At 63.6% G+C, this 22,253-nt stretch carries 21 protein-coding genes; 9 read left to right on the forward strand and 12 right to left on the reverse strand.

Features of this window, described 5'->3' with window-relative positions:
* Positions 1–345: 345 nt before the first annotated feature.
* The 3 genes from AAG612_RS11845 (at position 346) to AAG612_RS11855 (ending at position 5,416) form a co-directional block, all read left to right on the forward strand.
* Positions 346–1,092 (forward strand): prephenate dehydratase domain-containing protein, encoded by a 747-nt coding sequence (locus AAG612_RS11845; protein ID WP_342510354.1) that lies wholly within the window; start codon positions 346–348, stop codon positions 1,090–1,092.
* Positions 1,093–1,169: 77 nt separating this feature from the next.
* Positions 1,170–4,535 carry an NACHT and WD40 repeat domain-containing protein gene (locus AAG612_RS11850; protein WP_342510355.1) on the forward strand — a complete coding sequence of 1,122 codons (3,366 nt, stop codon included), beginning with the start codon at positions 1,170–1,172 and terminating at the stop codon, positions 4,533–4,535.
* A complete protein-coding gene (locus AAG612_RS11855) occupies positions 4,532–5,416 on the forward strand; it encodes a prephenate dehydrogenase (protein WP_342510356.1) in 885 nt (294 codons plus the stop codon). The genes AAG612_RS11850 and AAG612_RS11855 overlap by 4 nt, the downstream gene beginning before the upstream one ends.
* Positions 5,417–5,427: 11 nt before the next feature.
* On the opposite strand, the gene AAG612_RS11860 is transcribed toward AAG612_RS11855, so the two are convergent.
* Genes AAG612_RS11860 through AAG612_RS11870 form a run of 3 tightly spaced genes read right to left on the reverse strand, consistent with a single transcriptional unit; the run spans position 5,428 to position 6,661 of the window.
* Entirely contained in the window at positions 5,428–5,766 is a 339-nt protein-coding gene (locus AAG612_RS11860; RefSeq protein WP_342510357.1) for a protein tyrosine phosphatase family protein, read from the reverse strand.
* A 14-nt stretch (positions 5,767–5,780) separates the two neighbouring features.
* Positions 5,781–6,200, reverse strand: a complete 420-nt coding sequence (locus AAG612_RS11865) for a DUF6691 family protein (RefSeq protein ID WP_342510358.1) — start codon at positions 6,198–6,200, stop codon at positions 5,781–5,783.
* Complete coding sequence (locus AAG612_RS11870) at positions 6,200–6,661, reverse strand: YeeE/YedE family protein (RefSeq protein WP_342510359.1); 462 nt, start codon at positions 6,659–6,661, stop codon at positions 6,200–6,202. The genes AAG612_RS11865 and AAG612_RS11870 overlap by 1 nt, the downstream gene beginning before the upstream one ends.
* Before the next feature lie 145 nt (positions 6,662–6,806).
* On the opposite strand from AAG612_RS11870, the gene AAG612_RS11875 reads away from it, so the two are divergent.
* Complete coding sequence (locus AAG612_RS11875; protein WP_342510360.1) at positions 6,807–7,694, forward strand: LOG family protein; 888 nt, start codon at positions 6,807–6,809, stop codon at positions 7,692–7,694.
* Positions 7,655–9,259: a S41 family peptidase gene (locus tag AAG612_RS11880; RefSeq protein ID WP_342510361.1), complete on the forward strand. Its 1,605-nt coding sequence runs from the start codon at positions 7,655–7,657 to the stop codon at positions 9,257–9,259. The genes AAG612_RS11875 and AAG612_RS11880 overlap by 40 nt, the downstream gene beginning before the upstream one ends.
* 256 nt (positions 9,260–9,515) lie before the next feature.
* On the opposite strand, the gene thiD is transcribed toward AAG612_RS11880, so the two are convergent.
* From thiD to glmM, 3 genes are read right to left on the reverse strand one after another with little or no spacing between them, the layout of a single operon-like run.
* Positions 9,516–10,337 (reverse strand): bifunctional hydroxymethylpyrimidine kinase/phosphomethylpyrimidine kinase, encoded by an 822-nt coding sequence (gene thiD, locus AAG612_RS11885; protein ID WP_342510362.1) that lies wholly within the window; start codon positions 10,335–10,337, stop codon positions 9,516–9,518.
* Positions 10,334–10,558 carry a DUF1272 domain-containing protein gene (locus AAG612_RS11890; RefSeq protein WP_342510363.1) on the reverse strand — a complete coding sequence of 75 codons (225 nt, stop codon included), beginning with the start codon at positions 10,556–10,558 and terminating at the stop codon, positions 10,334–10,336. The genes thiD and AAG612_RS11890 overlap by 4 nt, the downstream gene beginning before the upstream one ends.
* 1 nt (position 10,559) lies before the next feature.
* Positions 10,560–11,900: a phosphoglucosamine mutase gene (gene glmM / locus AAG612_RS11895; RefSeq protein ID WP_342510364.1), complete on the reverse strand. Its 1,341-nt coding sequence runs from the start codon at positions 11,898–11,900 to the stop codon at positions 10,560–10,562.
* Between the two features lie 99 nt (positions 11,901–11,999).
* Between glmM and AAG612_RS11900 the strand changes: the two genes are divergently transcribed.
* On the forward strand, positions 12,000–13,280 hold the full coding sequence (locus AAG612_RS11900; protein WP_342510365.1) for a dicarboxylate/amino acid:cation symporter: 1,281 nt from the start codon (positions 12,000–12,002) through the stop codon (positions 13,278–13,280).
* A gap of 45 nt (positions 13,281–13,325) precedes the next feature.
* The gene (locus tag AAG612_RS11905) at positions 13,326–13,940 is read left to right on the forward strand and encodes a superoxide dismutase (protein WP_342510366.1); all 615 of its coding nucleotides are present in this window, start codon (positions 13,326–13,328) and stop codon (positions 13,938–13,940) included.
* Positions 13,941–14,010: 70 nt separating this feature from the next.
* Here AAG612_RS11905 and AAG612_RS11910 read toward each other — a convergent pair whose 3' ends face one another.
* The 3 genes from AAG612_RS11910 to AAG612_RS11920 are packed head-to-tail and all read right to left on the reverse strand — an operon-like array spanning position 14,011 to position 16,130.
* Positions 14,011–15,252 (reverse strand): AI-2E family transporter, encoded by a 1,242-nt coding sequence (locus tag AAG612_RS11910; protein WP_342510367.1) that lies wholly within the window; start codon positions 15,250–15,252, stop codon positions 14,011–14,013.
* A gap of 42 nt (positions 15,253–15,294) precedes the next feature.
* Positions 15,295–15,915 (reverse strand): sigma-70 family RNA polymerase sigma factor, encoded by a 621-nt coding sequence (locus tag AAG612_RS11915; RefSeq protein WP_342510368.1) that lies wholly within the window; start codon positions 15,913–15,915, stop codon positions 15,295–15,297.
* The gene (locus tag AAG612_RS11920; protein WP_342510369.1) at positions 15,912–16,130 is read right to left on the reverse strand and encodes a NepR family anti-sigma factor; all 219 of its coding nucleotides are present in this window, start codon (positions 16,128–16,130) and stop codon (positions 15,912–15,914) included. The genes AAG612_RS11915 and AAG612_RS11920 overlap by 4 nt, the downstream gene beginning before the upstream one ends.
* Positions 16,131–16,296: 166 nt before the next feature.
* On the opposite strand from AAG612_RS11920, the gene AAG612_RS11925 reads away from it, so the two are divergent.
* Positions 16,297–17,976, forward strand: a complete 1,680-nt coding sequence (locus AAG612_RS11925; protein ID WP_342510370.1) for a CHASE domain-containing protein — start codon at positions 16,297–16,299, stop codon at positions 17,974–17,976.
* A 173-nt stretch (positions 17,977–18,149) separates the two neighbouring features.
* Here the strand turns inward: AAG612_RS11925 and AAG612_RS11930 are convergent, their stop codons facing one another.
* The 3 genes from AAG612_RS11930 to AAG612_RS11940 form a co-directional block, all read right to left on the reverse strand.
* Complete coding sequence (locus tag AAG612_RS11930; RefSeq protein ID WP_342510371.1) at positions 18,150–18,953, reverse strand: response regulator; 804 nt, start codon at positions 18,951–18,953, stop codon at positions 18,150–18,152.
* Positions 18,954–19,277: 324 nt separating this feature from the next.
* Positions 19,278–19,703, reverse strand: coding sequence for a response regulator transcription factor (locus AAG612_RS11935; RefSeq protein ID WP_342510372.1), 426 nt, complete (start codon positions 19,701–19,703; stop codon positions 19,278–19,280).
* Positions 19,704–19,778: 75 nt separating this feature from the next.
* Positions 19,779–20,972 (reverse strand): N-acetyltransferase, encoded by a 1,194-nt coding sequence (locus AAG612_RS11940; RefSeq protein WP_342510373.1) that lies wholly within the window; start codon positions 20,970–20,972, stop codon positions 19,779–19,781.
* A 145-nt stretch (positions 20,973–21,117) separates the two neighbouring features.
* Here AAG612_RS11940 and AAG612_RS11945 point away from each other — a divergent pair, with 145 nt between their 5' ends.
* Positions 21,118–22,242: a fatty acid desaturase family protein gene (locus AAG612_RS11945; RefSeq protein WP_342510374.1), complete on the forward strand. Its 1,125-nt coding sequence runs from the start codon at positions 21,118–21,120 to the stop codon at positions 22,240–22,242.
* Positions 22,243–22,253 lie beyond the last annotated feature (11 nt).

The raw sequence follows: 22,253 nt of genomic DNA on the forward strand, positions 1-22,253 counted from the left end.
GAGATATATGGCGAATTTAGATGGGCGCATGCTCTCGAGCGGGCGTGCTTTGCAGATTTGCTACGGGGAGTTGCGCCATCGGCACCCGCTAACTGACAGATAACTGCGGTTTACCAACCGAATTGCTGGTGGGAGAGCCGGCTGCGAAACCCGTCCGGGGCTATGTGTGAGCGAAGGCGGAAGGTCTACTATCGCCACACTGCCCCTCCAGGTGGCGAGAGCAAATTAGCTCCGATGGATAGGCATCCGGTCGCGAATTGCGATGAATTAGAATTTGAGGTTCGCAAGGATAGGTCGATAAGGTCCGGCTCCGAACAGGTTTCGGGTACACAAGGACCTTATTGCATGACTCTCGCTTTCCTGGGCCCGGCCTTCAGCTTCAGCGAACGCGCGGCGCATATTCTGGGCTCGACGGAAACGCTGTTGCCGCTGGATGATATTGCCGCATTGATTTCGGCGGTGGCGAGCGGTGGGGTCGATGGTGCGGTCGTCCCGATCGAGAACAGCCAGGCGGGTACCGTCCCGGCAGCGGTCGACGCGCTGATCGCACTCGACCGGCCTTTGCAGGTGCTGGGTGAAACGGCGCTCCCCATCCGGTTTTCGCTCTACCGGGGCAGGGACGACGATGCAGATCTCGCAGGAGTGATCAGCCACGCGATGAGCCTGAAGCAGTGTGCGCGCTGGATCGAATCACATTCGGTGGAGACAGAAGAGGTCGGCAGCAACGGGACAGCTTTCATCCGGGTGCGCGACGAAACCAGACCGGGCTGGGGCGCGATCGCTCCCAGCGATATCGATGACGATGCGATGATGCAGGTAGAGCGCGATCTGCAGGGCGGGAGTGCTTTCCACACGCGCTTCGTGCTCTGCGCACAATGTCCGACGGACATCCGGGCGAAGGCAGCGATCATGGCGGTCGATGAGCTGACCGTGCTCGAAGGATGCGAATCCGCTCGCGCACTCATCTGCATTCCGAACGGCGAGCTGGCACGTTCCACGACAATCGTCGAGGCGCGCTTCGCCGAGCCGCTGCCAAGCGACAGTCTGCCCGGTCGTGCCTTGCTGGTCTGGGCGGATAGCAATGCCGACTGACCTTCGCCTTAGCGCAGGGAGGCCGCAACTGCCGTTGTGGCGGGCCTGTCGTCTCGCGCGTCGGAAGGGAACGTCCCGTGCCTGAGGCCACCCCATCCGTCTTCATCAGTTCGCGGCTGAGCCCGGAGCTTCAACCGCTGCGCGAATGGCTCAAGGCCATTCTCGACCAGCGACGGGTGAAGGCGCGGTACGGCGATCATACAAGCGGTGCGCGCTCGGACGGTCCGGTGCGTGCGAGCCTTGAGCAGGTGCGGGGATCGGACCTGTTCGTCCTGCTCGTCGATCAGACGATGGGCCCGGTCACGGCCGAAGAATGGCGCGAGGCCCAGCGCCTCGGCATTCCGACATTGGTATATTTCTCGTCCGCAACCACCGAAGCGGCCCAGCAGGAGATCATCGACAGAGTATTTCCGGGTGGTCAGATACGGGAGAGCATCTACGGGTCGAAGAGTTTCAGCCTTTCCGGAACCGAGCTGGGTTGGGCAAATATCTTCGCCGACATCATCATCGAACTCGAAGCGATCAAAGCGAAAGAGGGCAGATCCGAACGCAAGATATTCGACGAGGTCCACGAATATTGCGAGCTCACGCGGCGCAACCCAGGCACTATCGAGCCGCATAGAGGGGAAGGGCGCTTCGTGGCCGATTGGGGCGACGGGCGCGAACTTGTCAGCTGCCATTCGCGTAACCCCTCGCATTCGCAACTTGAAGAGATAGCGGGGGATGCCAAGGCTCGCGGCCTCGCCCGCTTCCGGATCGTCAGCGCGAGCGAAATTTCCACGGCCCTGCGCCCTTTTGCGGAAATTCGCGGCGGGACGGTCCAGACGATTGGCGAGTTTCTGTGTGAAATTCTCGATATTGAGGCGCACTGGAAAGAGCTCGAGGCGCTTGCCGATACGCTCGCGCTCGACGATCGCTTCGTCGAGATCGGCTATCAGGAACGGGTGCTCGACAAGTCGCGGACCGAGGTCGGGATCGCGGAGAAGCCCGATGTCGTCGCCCATGCGGATCGCTGGCTGGAGAACCCGTACGAGCGTCAGCTGGCTGTGCTCGGCGATTTCGGCTCGGGCAAAAGCTGGTTCAGCATGCGGGTCGCCCTCAATTGCCTGAGCCGGATCCGGCAGGCCAAACCCGCTCGCTTTCCCGTTCTGGTGCCGCTCAAGCACGTGCCGCGCGACGAGAATAACGTCTTCGCGCTGGGCGCCCATATCCAGCAGATTCTCGGGATAGAGACGTTTTCCTCCGCGCTGCTGACGACGTTGATCGAGAGCGGACGCCTGCTCCTGATCCTCGACGGCCTCGACGAAACCGGCACCAATGCAGTCGGCTCCGCGCGCGACCATGAGATCGAGCGGAAGCGCACGCTGGCGGTCATTTCCGAACTGGCGCTGCCGCGCAGCAAGACGATCCTAACATCGCGGCGCGCCTTCTTCGACAATATTGGTTCGGAGTTCGAGGAACTCTACGAGCTTGGCGGCGTCGCAGCGGACGGCGCGCTGCAGGCCCACAGAGAGCGGTCTTTCGAAATCCTGTACCTCGCCGATTTCAGCGAACGACAGATCGAGCAAAAGATCGAGCGCAGGTTCGGGGCGGCGGGGCGCAAATATATCGAACGTGTCGCCAGGCTCCCGAATCTCGGCACGCTGGTGCGCAGGCCGATCGTGCTCGATATGGTGCTGGGCATCATGATCGGCATGGGCGACGGCGAAGACCTGACCTTGCTGCGCCTGTACGAACTGTGCGCGAAGCGCTGGTTGTCGAGCGCGGCGCGGGAGGGTTCGCCGCTCGGCGAAGAGGAGCGTATTGCACTGATGAGCGAGCTCGCCTGGGAGCTCTATTCGGAATCGAAGGCGGCCCTAGATGCCGACGACCTGTCCGAAATCGTGCAGGATATTCAGGACAATATCGATGCCAGCGGCGATGCGGCGGCGCGTAGCGAGACACTGCTCGTGCGCGATAATGCCGGAAGGCTCTCCTTCGCGCACCGGTCTTTCATGGAGTATTTCGTCGCACTCAGGCTGATCGAGGATGCCAGCAAGCGCAGATGGAAGGGGTGGGCGCAAACGTCGCTATCCGATGGCACGCTCGATTTTCTGAAGAGCGCCGATCTCGAAGCCGACGCACTGATCGATGCGCTGGACAAGGCGAAGGAGGTCGACGGCGCGCACCTTGCCGGCAATGCCCTGACGCTTCTCCATGCGGCGAAACACGACCTGCGGGGGATCGATCTGGCGGGGCTGACGATCACGGGCGCCAATCTCGAAGGCGCGGACCTGCGCGGAGCATCGCTGCGCGGCGCGCGGCTCGATGGAGTAAAGCTCGGCGGGGCCGATCTCAGCGATGTGGACTGCACTGGCGCCCGCCTGGTCAATCTCAACCTGGGCGTGAAATCGCACGCCAAGTCGATCGCCGTATCGCCGAGTGCGCCGGTCATCGCGGCCAGCAACGCAAGCAACGAGATCGTGCTCATCCCGCTTTGTGAAGACGAGCCGATCGTCACGCTCGGCCAGCACGACGATTCGATTAATCGCATAAGGTTCGACCGGAGTGGAGAAACGGTGGGAAGCGTCGCCTTCGACGGGAAGCTGAGGCTGTGGGACGTCGAGCGCGCGCAGCAGGCCGCCGCCGCGATACCCTTGGGCACCAGCACGACCTATGCGGTGGAAATGGGGCTGGAGCCTTACGGCTGCGTCCTGACCTCGGGCAACGACGATATGGTCCACGTGTGGGATCGCAAGACCGGGCGCGAGATGATGGTCATTCACGAGCACACGAGCACCGCCTACGCGCTGGCAAGCTGCAATCTCGAACCGGCGCCGCCACCCGCGCCGCCGAAATGGTGCTTTGCTTCCGCGTCCTTCGACAGGACGGTGAAGGTCTATCACCTGACCGATCCCAATCTCGAATTCGGTGTGCGCGAGGTCCAGACTTTGGAGCATGACGATCTGGTCAACGGCGTGGCTTTCCAGCCGCCGCACGGCGACCTGATGGCGAGCTGCGACAACAGCGGCACGATCTATCTTTGGCGGCAGCTGAGAAACGGCTTCTCGAAGCGGCCCACACGTATCGACGCGGCGCATGATTCGCAGATCTGGAGCATCCAGTTCAGCGCCGACGGTCGCTTCGCCGCGTCCTGCTCGACCGACAGGACGATCAAGGTCTGGCAATGCTGCGACGGCGGCTTAGAGCCGGTTGCAACGCTCGACGGTCACACGGCGGCGGTATGGAGCATCGCGTTCGACGCGAGCGGGGACTATCTCGTCAGTTCCTCGCAGGATTCGACCGTCCGCATATGGAACTGGCGCGAGGAACGGGAGGTCCGCAAGATCGTCGTCGGCTTGCAGGAGAATGCCGGGTTGCGATGCCAGGGCATGAAGATCGCCGAGGCTACGGGCCTCAGCAGATTGCAGACAGATATCTTGCAGGAGCTTGGCGCACAGTGACTGGACAAACTACCCTATCATCCCGGGGCGAAGGCAAGCTCAGCGCGCTGGTCGTGGGTGTCGGGCTGATGGGCGGTTCGCTGGCCGCCGGGCTGCGCAGGACCGGCAACTGGCACCTGATCGGCCTCGACGCCAATCGCGACCAGGCCAGCGCGGCACTGGAGCAGGGCTTCGTCGACGAGGTCGCCAGTGACCTTGCCGAGGCAGCGAGGGGCGCAGATCTGATCGTGCTCGCCACCCCGGTGGGGACCATCGTGAAGCATATTGCAGAGCTTGCGGAGATTGCGCCGAAGAACGCGGTCATCATCGATCTGGGCAGCAGCAAGCAGGCCATTTGCGCCGCCATGGATGCGCTGCCCGAAGGCATGCAGGCAATCGGTGGGCATCCCATGGCGGGCAAGCAGACCGCCGGTGTCGCCGGAGCCGATCGCGATCTCTACCTCCGCCGCAAATTCGTCCTGGTGGAGACCCTACGGACCGGAGATAGGGCGCGGGAGCTGGCGATCGCGCTGGTCGATGCCATTGGCGCGGTCCCCGTCTGGGCGGACGCGGAGCGGCACGACCAAACCGTCGCCATGGTCAGCCACATCCCGCATTTCCTGTCGCTTCCGCTGCTGTTGGCGACGGACAAGATGGCCGACGATCTCGGTTCGACGCTGGCTGCCGGGGGCTTCCGTGGTGTCGCCGCCGCTGCTGACGACAATCTGACGATGTGGAAAGACATCGCGGTAAGCAACCGGGCGGCAATTGCGGATGGATTGCGCGTGTTCGCCAAGGAGACCGAGCATTTCGCCGATCTTCTCGAGCGTGGCGACAGGTCCGAGATCGAGAGCGTTCTGGAAGAGGCGGCACGCCTCTACCGCGAAGATTTCGAACCCTAGTCGCCAGCGATCTAACCGTCTGCGCTGCGAGACGCCTCGTAAAGCATGCCCGAGCGGGTGCCCGTGCGGCAGAAGGCGAGGACGGGGCCCGGCATGTCCTTCAGCGCCTGCGCGAAGTCATCCTTGCGGGCCTCGATATCCTCTGCGCCGGCGATGGGGATGAATTGCGTCTGCAAGCCAGCGTCCTGCGCTGCCGCTTCCAGTTCCTTCCATGCAGGCTGACCCGGTTCCTCGCCATCGGGGCGATTGCCGATGACAGAGCGGAAGCCCTGTTCCGCAACCATGCGCATCTCCGCCGGGGTCGGTTGCCCCGCGACCGAAACGTTCTCGTCGATCTGCCTGATATCCATGCGTCGTTCCCTCTTCAAAAACCCTCGCGCTGCTCCGTTAGCCGAAACAGCAGCATGCCTGCCAGCATCGCGGCGACGAAGATAGCGGCAGGGACCAGCGATGTCGCGAGCGAGGCGATGGCGGGGCCGGGGCACAGGCCCGCGAGACCCCACCCGATCCCGAACAGCGCCGATCCGCCGATCAGCCGGGGGTCGAGATCGCGGGTGCCGGGCAAGTGGAACTTCGCGTCGGTCGCGGGGCTCGTTATTCGGCGCTGGATCGCCCAGGCGATGGCCATGACGATCACCGCGCCGCCCATCACGAAGGCGAGCGTCGGGTCCCAATCGCCGAAAATATCGAGGAAACCACGCACACGCGCCGGGTTCATCATCCCCGACAGCGCGAGCCCTGCGCCGAACAGCACTCCCGAAAGAAGCGACAAAAACCAGCGCATCACCACGCTCCCCCAAGAGCATTCACGATGGCCACGGTCACCACGCCCGCCACGATGAAGCTGGCGGTGGCCACGAGCGAGCGCGGGCTCAGCCGCGACATCCCGCAAACGCCATGGCCGCTGGTGCAGCCCGAGCCGAGCCGCGTGCCGAAGCCCACCGCCAGCCCGCCCGCGATCAGCCAGCCGTAGCTGGGCGGAAAGCGCGTCTCGATCGGCTCAGCGAGCATTGCGAACAGCGCACCGCCTGCGATCAGGCCGGCTACGAAGAGCGCGGCGACCGGCCAAGGCGCGCCGCCGCGCTCCAGCGTCGTTGCCCGCGCCAGCATGCCCGAGACGCCCGCAATCCGCCCGACGCCGAGCAGCATGATTGCCGCTGCCAGCCCGATCAGCAGTCCACCGAGCAGGCCTTCGATCGGCTGGGCGTCGGGGAAGCCCGGAAGAGCCAATGCTGCAAGGATCATACCGCGTTCACCGGAATCTAGATGTAGGAGATGGCATGAGACTGCGGGTCCAAATTTTTGTTTCTTGCTCGATTGGTAAGCCCTCTTCGACGAAAGTGAAGGGCTGCGCTTGCCCAGTTGCGCGCGCGCGCCTATCGACTGGGGCATGACAAAAGGCGGCGGTGTACGCGATCTCTACGATCGGCGTTTCTATGGAGCAGAGGAAGAGGCTGATTTCGCAAAGGAAGCGAGCAGCCACGATACGCCGCAGACGCGGCACCCTGCCTACAAGCTTGCTTTCCGTGACGACAATTTCCTGCTCCTGCCGGAACTGCGCCCGGTGCGCTTCCAGCTGGAATTGCTCAAGCCAGAGATGCTGCTCGACCAGGCAGGCGTGGGCAGCACGCTGGTGATGTATGGTTCGGCGCGGATTCCGTCGCCCAGCGAGGTCGAAGCGCTCGAACAGGTTGCCAAGGACCAGCCCGAGGGTGAGGCAAAGGTAACACAGCGTCTGATCGAAAAGGCGAAATACTATCAGGAGGCCTATAATCTCGCGCGGATGGCCACCGAAAAGGCGATCATCGAGGATGGCGTGCGCCAGTTTGTCGTCACCACCGGCGGCGGTCCGTCGATCATGGAGGCGGGAAATCGCGGGGCGAGCGATGCGGGCGGCGAGAGCATCGGGCTCAACATCGTGCTACCACACGAACAGGCGCCCAACACCTTCGTCACGCCCTATCTCAGCTTCCAGTTCCACTATTTCGCGCTGCGCAAGATGCACTTCCTGCTGCGCGCCAAGGCGGTCGCGGTGTTCCCCGGCGGGTTCGGCACGTTCGACGAGTTCTTCGAGCTGCTTACGCTGATCCAGACCGGCAAGATGAAGGCCATGCCGATCCTGCTGTTCGGCAAGGACTTCTGGAACCGCGTGATCGATTTCGAGGCGCTGGCCGAAGAAGGCACGATCTCGCACCGCGATCTCGACCTCATCACATGGTGCGAGACCGCCGAAGAGGCGTGGGACGCGATTGCGAAGTTTTACGAGATCGAAGCATAGAAGGCGGATGGATTTTCTATCCGGCTGCTCATAAAATTCGCCTTGCTAAAGCGAGGGCGAAGAAGTTGCTTAGATTCCTGAACACGGCACTATGTTCCGCAGCACTGTCCCTCCTTCCGGTCGTGCCGCTCGCGGCGCAGGTACACGCGAGCGAAGGGCAATCCGATACGGCGGCAGTCCTTGCGGATTACGACGCGATGCTATCCATCCTGCGAAACGATTATGCGGGTTGGGAGAACAAGACCGCAGACGAAAAGGGCGAGGCGTTTGATCGGCTGGCAACCGATACCCGCTTAGCGATCGCTGCCGATCCGTCCCGTTTCGATGCACTGGCGCGAGAGCTGATCGGCTGGTTCGAGGACCGGCACCTGAACATCGGGCGAATTGCGGGTCAAAGACCCGTGGTACAGGAATCGGACCCATGGGAAGGCTATGATGTCGAAGCCCTCAGGTCGCAGGGGCGCATGATCGATGCTGACACCGTTGCGGCGGCGCTTGCCGGAGCGCGAGGCACCGCCGGGCAATGGCAGACCTTCGACGGGAATTATGCTCTCGCCATCATTCCGGATCCCCTCAATCCCGCGCAATCGATCGGAGTCATCGGCGATAGCCGATCGCGTGCCTGGGCACAGGGGCAAGTCAAATTCACACTTAGGCCGGAGACCGACGGAACCCGTGTGGTATACTTGATGGGCGATCACAGCGAACGCGAGATGACCGCGCAACAGCTTGCCGCGGGCGATGTGCTCAAGCTCACCGATGGTGAAACGGTGGTGTATCTCGAACGTGTCGGAACGGACAACGCGGCCTTGAAGGAACGCCTGTTCGCGCCGCAGGATTTCTCGCTCACTCGCCTGTCCGATGAAACCCTGTTGCTACGCCTGCCCAATTTCTCCCTTGATAACCGCCCGGTGATCGAGGCGCTGCTAGCCGAGCATCACGATCTGTTGGAGAACACGCCCAATCTCTTGATCGATCTACGCTACAACAATGGCGGGGGCGACGGGGCCTATGCCGAGCTGATGCGCTATCTCTACACGCGCCCGATCTACTCGATCGGTGTCGAGGCTCTCGCGAGCAAGCGCAACATGGACCTTATGGAGCAGCTGCTAGCCGAATACCGCGACGATATAAGCGCGGACACGATTGTGTATATCCAAGACCTCATTTCCGAGGGACGGGCGAATCCGGGAGCCTGGGTCAACCCTCTGGAACACGGGTTTTCTATAGAGACCTACCCGGATGTCATGCCCTTCCCCAGGCGGGTAGGCATCCTGACCGAGGGGGCTGGGTCATCGGGCGACCAGTTCGTGATAGATAGTCGGGCAAGCAGGAAGGTGACGACCTTCGGCAAGCCGACGGCAGGGGTGATCGACTATTCCAATGTGGTGTCGAGCAAGCTGCCTTCGGGTAATTTCAAGATGTCTTGGCCAATCACCCGTTCTCTCCGCCTGCCGGAAGAGCCGTTCGACAATGTCGGCGTGCCACCAGATGTCCCCTTCGGCGAGGAGATCGCCGACCCGATCGGATATGTGCAGAATTGGCTGGAGCGTCAGGTAGACTGAGACAAGGCCCGCGAAGGGGCCATTGCCGGGTCTGGTGTGCTTGCTCCGTGCGAAGGCGCCGACCGAGAAGTGGGGCGGCGACCGTGGAGTTCTACGAGTTGAGGGGCTAGCCGGGCGGGCGGTCAGGCGTCGCCGAATCCGCTGCAGGTCTTGCAGTCACCCGTGCCCTTGCATTCCGGATACGTCGCCATCGGCACCCTCCGTCAGTGAGGTTGAGGGGAGCACACCGTAAGCACGGTCGGTCGTCCAGAACGCACTAGTCCGACAGCCTGCGCACGGCCTGATGGCCCATCGGGCCGTGACCGTCGCCGAAGCCGGGCGCATTCTTGATCGCTGCGCGGGTGAACTGGCGGGCGAGCCGGATCGCGTGGTGCAGCGGCTGACCGTGGCCGATCAGCGTGGCGATGGCGGCGGACAATGTGCATCCTGTGCCGTGCGTATGCCGGCTGTCGATCTTCGCATCGTCGAACTGCATCAGGAAACCTTCGGGCGCGCACAGGATGTCGATTACCCGCGCATCCTCGGTATGGCCGCCCTTGGCGAGCACGTGGCAGCCATGCGCGTCGGCCAGCGCGATCGCCGCATCGACGATCTGTCCCGTATCGGTCAGCTTGGCTCCGGCGAGGATCTCCAGCTCGGGCAGGTTGGGCGTGAGCAGTGTGGCGAGCGGGAACAGCTGCTCGCGCATGATCTCCACCGCATCTTCCTGCAGCAGGCGCGCGCCGCTGGTCGCGACCATGACGGGGTCGAGCACGATGGGCACGTTTTGCGCTTCGGGCAGCGAGGCGAGGCCACCCGCCAGCGCGCCGATGATCCCGGCATCGTGGAGCATGCCCAGCTTGATCGCGTCGGCGCCGAAATCGGTAAGGCAGGAATCGACCTGCTCCATCACGAAATCGCCGGTCAGCGGCGTGACGCCCTGCACCCCGCGCGAATTCTGAGCAGTGATCGCGGTGATCGCGGTCATCGCATAGCCGCCGAGCATGGTGATGGTCTTGATATCGGCCTGTATTCCGGCGCCGCCGCCCGAATCGGACCCGGCAATCGACAGGATGCGAGGGGGGGTGGGGGTGCTCATGCCTTGTGTCGCCGCTCGGTGCTCGCCGGATTGTCGGCGAGCAACTTGGCCGGGCGGGTGGGCCGATCCATCAGTTCGCCCCCGCAGTTGGGACATTGATCGTCGAGGTTTTCCGCGCAGGCCGCGCAGAAGGTGCATTCGAAGCTGCAAATGAAGGCGCCGGGCGAGGATGGCGGCAGGTCCGCCCCGCAGCGTTCGCAATCGGGTCGCATTTCAAGCATATCAGGCTGCAGCCTCGCGCACAGCGTCGCACACCATGTCGACCATCCGTTCGACCTCGCTCGCATCGTCGCCTTCGGCCATCACACGGATCAGAGGTTCGGTGCCCGACGCACGGATCACCAGTCGCCCCTTGCCCGCGAGCGTGGCCTCAGCCTCAGCGATCGCCTGTTCCACCGAAGGCATCACGAGCGGGCTCGCCCCTTCGTAGCGCACGTTCTTGAGCAATTGCGGCACGGGTTCGAACATGCGCAGCTCTTCCGATGCCGGCCGGTTCGAGCGCACAAGGCTGGCGAGCACGCGCATGGCGGCGATGGTGCCGTCGCCGGTGGTCGCATGGTCGAGCAGGATCATGTGTCCCGACTGCTCGCCGCCGATATTGTAACCGCCCGCGCGCATCGCGGCGAGCACGTATCGGTCGCCCACCTTGGTCCGCTCCAGTGTCAGACCCTTGCCTTCCAGATAGCGCTCCAGTCCCAGGTTGCTCATCACCGTGGCGACGATGCCGCCGCCGCGCAGCAGCTGCCTTTCGGCCATGCGCGTCGCGATCGAGGCCATGATCTGATCGCCGTCGACGCTTTCGCCCTTCTCGTCGATCACGATCAGCCGGTCCGCATCGCCATCCAGTGCGATGCCGATATCGGCGCCGGTTTCGACGACCTTGGCCTTGACCGCATCGAGCGAGGTGGAGCCGACCCCGTCGTTGATATTGGTGCCGTTAGGCTCGACCCCGATGGTGACGACCTCTGCGCCCAGTTCCCAGATCGCGCTCGGCGCGACCTGATAGGCAGCGCCGTTCGCGCAATCGACGACGACCTTCAGATTGTCGAACCGGATATCGTCGCTGACCGACTGCTTGACCGCGTGAATATAGCGTCCACGCGCATCGTCGATCCGGCGCGCGCGACCGATTGCGTTCGCAGGCACGAGCTCGGGCTCGCATTCGATCAGCGCCTCGATCGCCGCTTCGTCCTCGTCCGAGAGTTTGAACCCATCCGGCCCGAACAATTTGATCCCGTTGTCCTGAAAGGGATTGTGGCTGGCCGAGATCATCACGCCCAGATCGGCGCGCATCTCGCGCGTCAGCATGGCGATGGCGGGCGTGGGCAGCGGGCCGGTCTGAATCACGTTCGTGCCGACGCTGGTGAAGCCCGCGACCAGCGCGCTTTCGACCATATAGCCCGACAGGCGCGTATCCTTGCCGATCACCACCCGGTGGAGGTGATCGCTGCGTCTGAAATGCGCGCCCGCGGCCTGCGCGACGCGCATCGCCATCGACGCGGTCATCGCGCCCTTGTTGGTTTCTCCGCGGATGCCGTCGGTGCCGAAATACTTGCGTGCCATCGAGAGGTCTTCACACCTTTGCCTGTCGTCTCTACCCAAGCGGGCTCGTGAGGGGCGTTGTGGACGCCCGCGAAGGCAGAGGGAAGGGGGCAATCCAGCTTGTCGGCACCTGAAACATTGCGACCCGCGCGGCTCATCACCTTGCGTCTGCCGATCTGGTGGACCTTCGGCGGACTGGTCGCGGGGCTGATCGCGGGATCGCTGATCGCCGGGCAACCGGTGGTCGAGCGAATTCTGCCCTTCAGCGAGCCGGTCGGCTCGCTATGGCTGCGTGCCTTGCAGATGACGATCATTCCGCTGGTCGCCGCGCTGCTGGTGCTGGGCATCACGCAGCTGGCCAGCGCGGCCCGCGCCGGGGCCACCGCGCGGCGCATGCTGATCTTCGTGGCGGCGGCGCTGGTGTTCAGCGGGCTCGCCACGATCATCGCCATGCCCCTGCTGCTGGGCACCGTGCCGCCGCCCGATGGCGCGCAAAGCCTGCTCGCCGCCGATGTCGAGCCGCAGGACGTGCCCGGCATCGCCGAATTCATCAAATCGCTGATCGCGCCCAACATCGTCGCCGCTGCCGCCGAAACCGCGATGCTGCCGCTGACCATCTTCTTCGCGCTGTTTGCGGTCGCGATCACGCGGTTGCCCGAAGAGCAATCCGCGATCCTGCGCAGCTTCTTCGAGGCGGTGGCCAACACCATGCTGCTGGTGATCGGCTGGGTGCTGTGGCTCGCCCCGGTCGGCGTTTTCGCGCTGGCGCTGGGCGTAGCGGTGCGCGCGGGGGGCGATGCGGCCTTCCTGACGCTGCTTCACTATATCCTGACCGTGGCGGCGATGGGCGGGATCGTGCTGGTCGCGGCCTTCGTGGTTGGCGCCGTGCGCCATGGCCCGGTTCGCTTTGCGCGCGCGATGCTGCCAGCGCAGGCGGTCGCGATTTCGACCCAGAGCTCGCTCGCGAGCCTGCCTGCCATGCTCGCCACCGCGCGGCGGCTCGACATAAGCGAGAATGTCGCCGATTTCGTCCTGCCGCTGTCGGTTGCGATTTTTCGCGCCACCAGCCCTGCAATGAACCTCGCGGTCGCGATCTATGTCGCGCATCTGTTCGGGATCGAACTGAGTCTGACCGCGATGCTCGCAGGCCTCGCGGTGGCGTTCGTCATCTCGATCGGATCGGTCAGCCTGCCGGGCACGATCAGTTTCGTCGTCTCGATCGGCCCGATCGCGCTTGCCATGGGCGTGCCGGTGGAGCCGCTTGCGCTGCTGGTGGCGGTCGAGATGCTGCCCGACATCATGCGCACGCTGGCCAATGTCACCGCCGATGTGGCGCTCGCCAGTGCGACCGACCGCGAAACGAGCGAAAATGATGCAACGGATAACGCGCCCGCGCGTTGATGAAACGACAGCTAACCCCAACCCAAATAACGGGAGACAACCGCAATGGCTTTTGAAGTAACCCCGCTGCCCTATCCCGACGACGTGCTTGCGCCCGCCGTCTCGGCCGAAACGCTCAGCTACCATCACGGCAAGCACCACAAGGCCTACATCGACAAGACCAACAAGGCGATCGAAGGCACCGACCATGCCGACAAGCCGCTCGAAGCGATCATCGCCGCGGCCCGCGGTAGCGACCAGGGCCTGTTCAACAACTCCGCGCAGAGCTGGAACCATGGCTTCTACTGGCACTCGATGGCGGGCAACGAATCCGCTCCGTCGGATGAGCTCAAGAGCATGATCGAAAGCGCTTTCGGCTCGGTCGATTCGCTCAAGGAAAAGCTGCAGGAGCGCGGTGCAGGCCACTTCGCCAGCGGCTGGGTCTGGCTGGCCGAAAAGGGTGGCAAGCTCTCGATCGAGGAAACCCATGATGGCGACACGCTCGCCGATCAGGACGGCGTCAATCCGCTGCTCGTGATCGATCTGTGGGAACACGCCTATTATCTCGACCACCAGAACGCGCGTCCGGCCTATCTGAAGGCTGTGACCGAGAACAAACTGGACTGGGGCTTCGCGAGCGAGAACCTCGCCCGTGGGAAGACCTGGACCTACCCGCAGTAAGCCTAGGCTTGATGTAATCGATAAGAGGGGCTGGACCGGTTGCGGTCCGGCCCCTTTTCTCATGCGGCCCTCAGGCGGGGCGCGTCTCGTTATCGGGAGGTGCCACCTCTGGGTCGGACTCGAGCAGGGGAGTCGGGAACAGCGGCTCGCCGAAAATGAAGCCGAGCAGATTGGGACGCCCGATATGGTCGAAGAAGGCGGTCAGCATCAGCAGGATCGGGACCGATAGCAGCGCGCCGATCGCACCCCAGATCCAGGTGAAATAGGAAAAGGCGAGCAGGATCATCACCGGGTTCATGGTGAAGCGTCGTCCCAGGATCGCAGGAGTGATCGCGTTCGCTTCGAAGACATGGAGCGTCACGTAGGCGATCGCCGGGATCAGGCCGATCAACACCGTATCCGCGGTGCCGAGGCCGAACAGCGTCAGCAGTGCGGTCATCGCGAGGGGGCCGACATAGGGTACGAAGTTGAGCAAGGTGGCGAGCCCGCCCCACATGATTGGCGCGGGCAGGCCCAACGCCCAAGCGCCCAGCGCCACGACGATGCCGACGCCCAGATTGATCCATGCGACCGTGAGGATGTAGGCGGCTACGCGATCCTGCACCTCGCGCAGCACCCGGGCGGCTTTGACGCTGGTGCCGAAGGTGGTGCGGCCGAACAGGATATTGCGGCGCAAACGTCCGCGTGCTTCGACCATGAAGAAGGCCATCAGGAAGGTCAGCATCACTTCCAGCAGGAGCACCGGCGCGCTGATCGCGACCTGCTGGAACACCGAAGGGCCGGCGAGCACCACTTCGTTTGCGCCCGACTGGCCTGCGAGTTCCGCCAGCCTGTCGTTGGCATTGGCCAGCCAGGCGAATTCGCTTTGCAGTTCCTGATAACGTGTGCCGATCTGCTCAATCAGTTCGGGCAGCCTGTCGAACAGCGTGAAGGCTGGTTGCAGAATTGCACCGAAGGCAAGCACGACGATGGCGACGAAGATCACCAGCGCCAGCACCGATGCGAGCATGTTGGGGAGCCCCCACGACGACAGGCGATCCGCCAGCGGGGCGAGTAGGACGGTCAGGATGATGGCCGTGGTCAGCGGCAGGAAGACCACCGATCCGATCGACAGGACGAATGGCAGAGCGAGGAACAGCCCGACGCCCAGCAACACCACGAGCGTGCTGAGCAGGCGCAGTTCCTGTTCCGCCAGCAAGGTACGCTTCTTGGACGCGCCGCTCTTGGCGCGATCCTTCGGCTCGTTCGTGGCTGCGCCTTCGATCCCTTCGGCCCGGGCGCCCCCGGTATCGCTGCTGGTGCCTTTACTCATGGTGCCCGTCACGCTCCTGAGCGCGCGCCGGGCCGGCTGAGGTCAGGCGCGCCCATTGGTTGGTTCGGCGAGGCCATTGCCGGCGGCCACATCGTCCAGCTCTTCGAGGATCGCGCGATGCGCGGTGTCGTCGTCGATCGAGCGTTTCGGAATGTCGCCATCGGTCAGCATCGCGTTGAGCGCGGCGCGCGCGCGGCCCACCCGGCTCTTGATCGTGCCGACTGCACAACCGCAGATATTGGCGGCTTCCTCGTAAGAAAAACCGCCCGCGCCGACCAGCAATAGAGCCTCGCGCCGCTCGGGCGGCAAGGTGAGCAGGGCGCGGTGCATGTCCGACAGGTGAATCGGCTCCTCCTGCCCGGCAGGTGCGGTCAGAATCCGTTCGGCAACGTTCTCGTCGTATTCACCGCGGAAGCGATTCCGGCGCATGTCGGTGAGATAGGCATTGCGCAGGATCACGAAGGTCCAGGCGCGCATGCTGGTACCGGGCTCGAATCGCTCCTGCGCGGCCCAGGCCTTCATCAGCGTTTCCTGCACCAGATCGTCGGCCATGTCGGGGCGGCCGCACAGGCCGCGCGCGAAGGCACGCAGGTGGGGAACGACGCTGGTCAGCTCACGCTTGAATTCGGCGGGCTCGGCGGCGGGTGCTGGATGGCCGCTCATGCCGTGTCCTTACCCTTGTCGGAGCCTTGCGCCTGCGGCTTGTCGTCCAGCTGCGCGAGCAGATCCTTGAAACTATCAGGGATCGGCTCGTCCACGACCGAGTCGTACATGCTGCGCAAGGAATCCGTCCACTGCGGCGAATCCACGTCGTTCTTATCCGCACGGGCACCCTGCTTGGGTGCGGCGTCAGCTTTCTGGTTGTCTTTTTCGTCCATGATTGATGGCTTACATGGGCCTTCGGTTGCCGAAACCCAAGCCTACCCTTCCCATAATCGATCCAAGACAACAGGAACGTTGCCGCACGCACGTGGTTCCCTTGAGGTAACCATTAGATTACTCACCGCCGGACGCGCGGGCAACCAGACACCAACCGGAGCAAACGTGGCGTCCGAGACTGCTCTTCCCATTCGTCGATTCAGGCGCTGGCTGATTCACTATCCGCGTGCGGTACCGGTGATCATCTTCCTGTTGATCACGGCGATCACCGCCTTGAGCGTGTTTGCGATCGAGCGCGGGGAGCGGCGGCGCGAGCAGGCAACGCTGGGCGAAACTGCGCAGGTAATCGCCTCTTCATTGGACCGGCGGGTCAATACCAGTGGATCCTACCTGATCGCGGGCGCATCGCTCATCACTTCGCTGGATCGTGTCCCCGCGGACTTGTTTCGCCGTTTTGCGACCGAGCTGCGATTGGATGCGGATTATCGCGGATCGATCGGCATCGGATGGGCACCGATTGTGCCGCGCCGGCAGATCGGCGCTTTCGAACGCATGGTCGCGTCCGACACCGGCACCCCATTCACGATCAGCCCGCGGCCAGCGCCGGATAGCAATTTCGCGGTTCCGGTCACGTTTTTCGAACCGGCATCCTCGGGCCGCTCGTTCGGGTTCAACATGTATTCCGAAGAGACCCGGCGCGACGCGATGCAGGAAGCGATCCGGACCGGTCGCCCGACCGCCAGCGGACCGATCGAGCTGATCCGCGATCGCGATACCGGGAACCTGGGCTTCATCGTCTTCATGCCGGTGTTCGAACCGGGCACCGAGCGCGAACTCATTCGCGGCTTTGTCTACAGCCCTTTCAACTCCCAGGAATTTCTCGATTCCGTGCTGACGCGCGAGCTGGTCGGTCAACGCGGCGTGCGCCTGTACGATGGCGAGGCGGCGCCCGCCAATCTGGTGGCATCGCACGCGCCCGGCCGCATTACCGGCAATGTCACCCGGATCGAGGTTCAGCTGGCCGACCGGCCGATGACGGTCGAGGTGGAATCCTCGCGTGGCGACGCGCTGTCGCTGCTTTCGATGATTACGCTGTTGTTCGGCATCGCAGTGGCCAGCCTGTCGATGCTGGTCGCGCGTCTCCTGACGCAGCAGGCGCACGAGGATCAGGTGGCGCTGGACTTCTATGCGGAGCAGAACTCGATCCGCAATTCGCTGACCCGCGAACTCAACCACCGGGTCAAGAACACGCTCGCCAATGTATTGTCGATCGTCGCACTGACCCGCCGCCGGGCCACCTCGCTTGAGGAATTTGCGAGCGGGCTCGACGGGCGCATCCGGGCGCTGTCGGCTACGCATGACCTGCTGACCCAGTCCGAATGGGGCACGACCCCGCTGCTGGCGGTGCTGGAGGCGGAGCTGGCTCCCTATGCCAATAGCGCAGAAGCGATGCTGGACCTGCAGGGTCCAGAAGTCGATCTGGCACCCAATGACGCGCTTTCCTTCGGCCTTGCGATCCATGAACTTGCGACCAATGCCTCGAAATACGGCGCGCTATCGGTCGAGCATGGCAAGCTGTCGGTCCACTGGACGCGCCTGGGCGACGAACTGGTCGAAGTGGTCTGGCAGGAAGGCAACGGGCCACCCGTTTCGCAGAAACGTTCGCGCGGGTTCGGCACCGAGCTGATCGAGAAGATTGTCGCGCACGAATTGAAGCACCCGGTCGACCTCGACTTCGCGCCCGAAGGCGTGCGTTGCGTGCTGCGGGTGCCGGTGCGCAAGCCCACCGAGTTCCGGATGCGCGCGAAAAGCAAGCGGCTCACCGACGACATGCCGACCGATTGAGCACACGGGCAAAGATGAGCGGGCCAGCATAAAGAGCGCCCATGCGCCCGATGCCTTGCCTCCTCGACCTGCGGACATTTCGGAATAACGAAGGCCGACAGACGAAAAGGGCGCCGCAATCGCGACGCCCCTAACTATTGTTCGATCTGATGTCCGTTCGGTCGAGCCTGCCCTCAGGCGGACCCGCTGTCTCGGTTTGCATTGAAGAACAGTGCCTGGCTGATCGCCGCGCGTACCGTCGCTTCCTGAAACGGCTTGGTGACCAGATAGGTCGGTTCGGGCCTGTCGCCGGTCAGCAGCCGCTCGGGATAAGCGGTGATGAAGATCACCGGCACGCTTCCCATGCTCAGGATATCGTCCACCGCATCGAGGCCCGAGGAGCCGTCGGCCAGCTGAATGTCCGCCAGCACGAGGCCCGGCGTCTTTTCGGCGACGACTTCCTGCGCCTGCGTGCGGGTCGCGGCGGTGCCGCAGATATCGTGGCCGAGGCCGCGAACGAGATCTTCCAACTGCATCGAGATCAGTGGCTCGTCCTCGATGATGAGCACGCTGGTCGCGGATTCGCGGTCGATCTCCGCGATCGCATCCTGAACCATCTTCTCGACCTCTTCGGGCGCGATTTCCATGATCTCGGCCGATTGCTCGATCGTGAAGTCTTCCAGCGTGGTCAGCAGCAGTGCCTGACGATTGAGCGGGGTGACCGTCTGCAGCCGGTCCGCCTCGACATCGTCGGGCAGATCGGCGCCGTCGGCATCATTGGCCGACACTTCGAGATAGGCGTTCGACCACACCTTGTTGAAAGCGCGGTAGAGCGGCACGCGCCCGCCTTCGAGCGAGGCCTTGAGATCGTCGTCGGCCAACGCGGCCTCCAGCGTCGCGCGTACGAAGGCGTCGCCGGTCTGCTGCGACCCCGTCAGCGCGCGCGCGTAGCGACGCAGGTAGGGAAGGTTCGCAGCAACATTTTCACCAATAGACATGTTTTTTCTTTCCCGTCTGAACCTTACCCGCAACGTCTGGCACACAGCCCGGTTCCAAGACTGCTTCTGGAACGCCAATTCCGGAATATGATCGGGCAAATGGCGCCCGACGAAAATTTTTTCAATGCTCAAGGAACCCCTCGAAGGGCGGGGCATTTCCTCTATGTCACCGCCGAGACCCCCCTCCCGTCCAAGCGGCCGGTGATACGATCCCGAAGGCCTTCGTTCCGCTCCCAAGCGGATCGAGGGCCTTTTTTTTTGCGCGGTGATCGTGTTTTTGCGTGGTGACCGTGCGTGCGATGCGGGATGCGCGGGTGCTTTCGTTCAATCTCGGCGCAGGCGGGCCAGGATCGAGCTGCGCTCCCGCGCGGCGACCAGGCCGACCAGCTCGTCGAAATCGTACGGTTTCGCGAGCACGGTGCCGAGGTCCGCGATGTCCTTGGGGATTTCTGCGGGCGCGCCGGTCGCGAAAATGACCTTGGGTCTGCCGCTGCCCAACGCGCGGATCAGCTCGGCAATCGCCCAGCCATCGCCGCGGTCCGCCAGATGGACGTCGAGGATTACGGTATCGAACTGGCGGTCGCGCAGCGTTTCGAGCGCCTGCGCGCTGCTGGCGGCGATCACGACATCGCGCGCACCCGCTGCCAGCAGGGAATCCTCCACGGCCAGCGCGAGTGCGGCATCGTCCTCGACGATCAGTACGGGGCCGATCTTGCGGGTTTTTGGTGCAGAAGTGCCGTCGGGCGGCATGTGGGTGATTCTCCGAGGGGCCCCTGCGGTGGCAGGGTCAGCCAATCGAACGACGCAAGGGCCGCTCGTGTTCCGTCACAAGCTCTTCTGATAGATCAGATATTCGCGGTTGATCGAACTATTGAGCGTGTCGGCAATCGCAACCATTCCCTGATTGTTCTCGAGTATCCAGCCGATCTCGGCCCGTTTCGATTCGAATTCGCCTGCCGCATGGGTGCGGATTTCGCTGATCATCATGAAGGCAAGCTGGCTGGCGAGGCGCGAATTGTGCAGCCGCTTGCGCACGCCCATCAGCGGCACGCGCATGCCGGCACCGCGCGGCGTTCTGAGCCAGCGCAGGGTCGTTAGCCAGCCGAAGGGGAACAGCTTGCCGCCGGTACGTGCGAACAGGTCGTTCACATCGGGCAGCGTCATCATGAAGGCGACCGGCTCGCCATCCAGCTCTGCGATCCGGTTGAGTTGCGGATGAATCAGCGGGCGCAGTTTCTTGCCGGTATGTTTGACTTCCGCATCGGTCAGAGGGACGAAACCCCAGTTGTCCGACCACGCATCGTTGAGGATTTCGAGGATGATCGCGATCTCGCGCTGGTACTGGTCGAGATCGACCGGCCGCACGCGGATACGCGGGTTGCGTTCGCCCGACTTGACGATCCGCTGGACCAGCGGCGGGTAGCTCTGCGTGATATCGAGATCGTAGGTATAGAGACGTTTCGCCGGTTCGTAGCCGTGGCCCGTGATGTAGCCTGCGTAATGCTCCGGGTGGTGGCCCATCATCAGCATCGGCGAATGATCCTGCCCGCGCACGAGCAGGCCCGGTTCTTCCCAGACGGACATCGAGATCGGGCCGAGCACGCGGGTCATGCCCTTGTCGCGCAGCCAGCTTTCCGCCCGATCGAGCAGCGCGCCCGCCACCGCCTCGTCATCCGCATCGAAATAGCCGAACATGCCGGTCCCGGGCCCGAGGCCCTGCTCTGCCGGCACGTCCAGCGCCAGATGGTCGATATGGGCGCTGATCCGTCCGACGGGTTCTCCTGCGCGATAGGCAATGAACAGCTGCACGTCGGCATGACCGAAAAAGGGGTTCTTGCCCGGCGTGACCAGTTCGATTTGCTCGGAGCGCATCTGCGGCACTGAATGCGGCACTTGCGCGGCAAAACGCCGCCCGAGATCGACGAAAGCCGCTCGCCCGCGCTTGTCGGTTACGGGCTCGATCACTATTTCGCCGGTCTGCGCGTTGGCGCTTTGGGTTCCGGTAGCTGTGTCGTTCACTTGCGTGCCCTGTTTCTGGTTCTCATCCGTGGCCTCAGTGTCCCTCGTTTGCGTTGGACGCAAGCCAGTCGATCACACTGGCCGAGAGGCTGCATTTGGCTCGCCAAGAGAAGTGCAGTATTACGCTTCTTCGAAATAAACGATCATGACCATGCACCAAACAATCGATCCAGCCCAGCCCCAGCCATCGGCACAGACCCCGCCTACGCGCGCGACCCGCGTGCAGTTCATGGCGGAAGACGACAAGGCCATGCTGCGCGCCGCGCGTGACCTGACCAAGGGACTGGGCGACGCAAAACCTGCGGTCTACTGGCCCGACATGCTGCTGTCCGCCGCACTGGGTTACGCAGGTGTTGCGGTCACGATCCTCTCGGGCAACCTCGCCATCCAGATCGTGGCAGGGCTTGTCGGTGCGCTGGCGTTCTACCGCGCCGAAATGTTCATCCACGAACTCACGCATATCCACCGCAAGGCTTTGCCCGGATTTCGGACGGGCTGGAACCTGCTTGTCGGGATACCGCTGCTGACGCCCAGCTTCATGTACGAAGGCGTGCATACGATCCATCACAAGCGCACGCAGTATGGGACGATGGAAGATCCCGAATACCTGCCGCTGGCGCTGATGAAGCCGTGGAGCCTGCCGCTGTTCGTCGCGGTTGCGCTGCTGGCGCCGGTCGCCCTGCTGTTCCGCTTTGCGGTGCTGGTGCCGCTGGGCGTGGTCATCCCTGCGGTGCGCCGGTTTACGTGGCAGCGGCTTTCGTCGCTGTCGATCAACCCCGATTTCCGCCGCAAGGCGCCCGAGGGGGCTTTTGCCAAGCGGGTCCGCTGGCAGGAAGCTGGCGCAAGCGTCTGGGCCATCGCCCTGCTGGCCAGCCCCCTGGCGTTTGGCTGGCGACCGCTGCTGATCGCACTCGCCGTTCTTTCGCTCACCGCCTTGCTCAACCAGCTGCGCACGCTGGTCGCGCATCTGTGGGAGAACGAGGGCGAGGAGATGACCGTGACGGCACAGTTCCTCGACTCGGTCAATGTGCCCCCGCCCGGCATCGCGGCGGAAATCTGGGCGCCGGTCGGCCTGCGCTATCACGCCTTGCATCACCTGATGCCCTCGATGCCCTATCACGACCTGCCCGAAGCGCACCGCCGCCTTGCAGGTGAGCTGGGCACGGGTTCGACCTACGAAGGGGCGAACCACCCGGGGATGCTGGTGCTGGTCGGCCGGATTGCGCGCAGCACGATGATCAAGCGCCCGGGCGGAACGAAACAGGGCTGAGCCCGGTCTTC

It is taken from the genome of Citromicrobium bathyomarinum, assembly GCF_038594605.1.
GTDB classification, from domain to species: domain Bacteria; phylum Pseudomonadota; class Alphaproteobacteria; order Sphingomonadales; family Sphingomonadaceae; genus Alteriqipengyuania; species Alteriqipengyuania bathyomarina_B.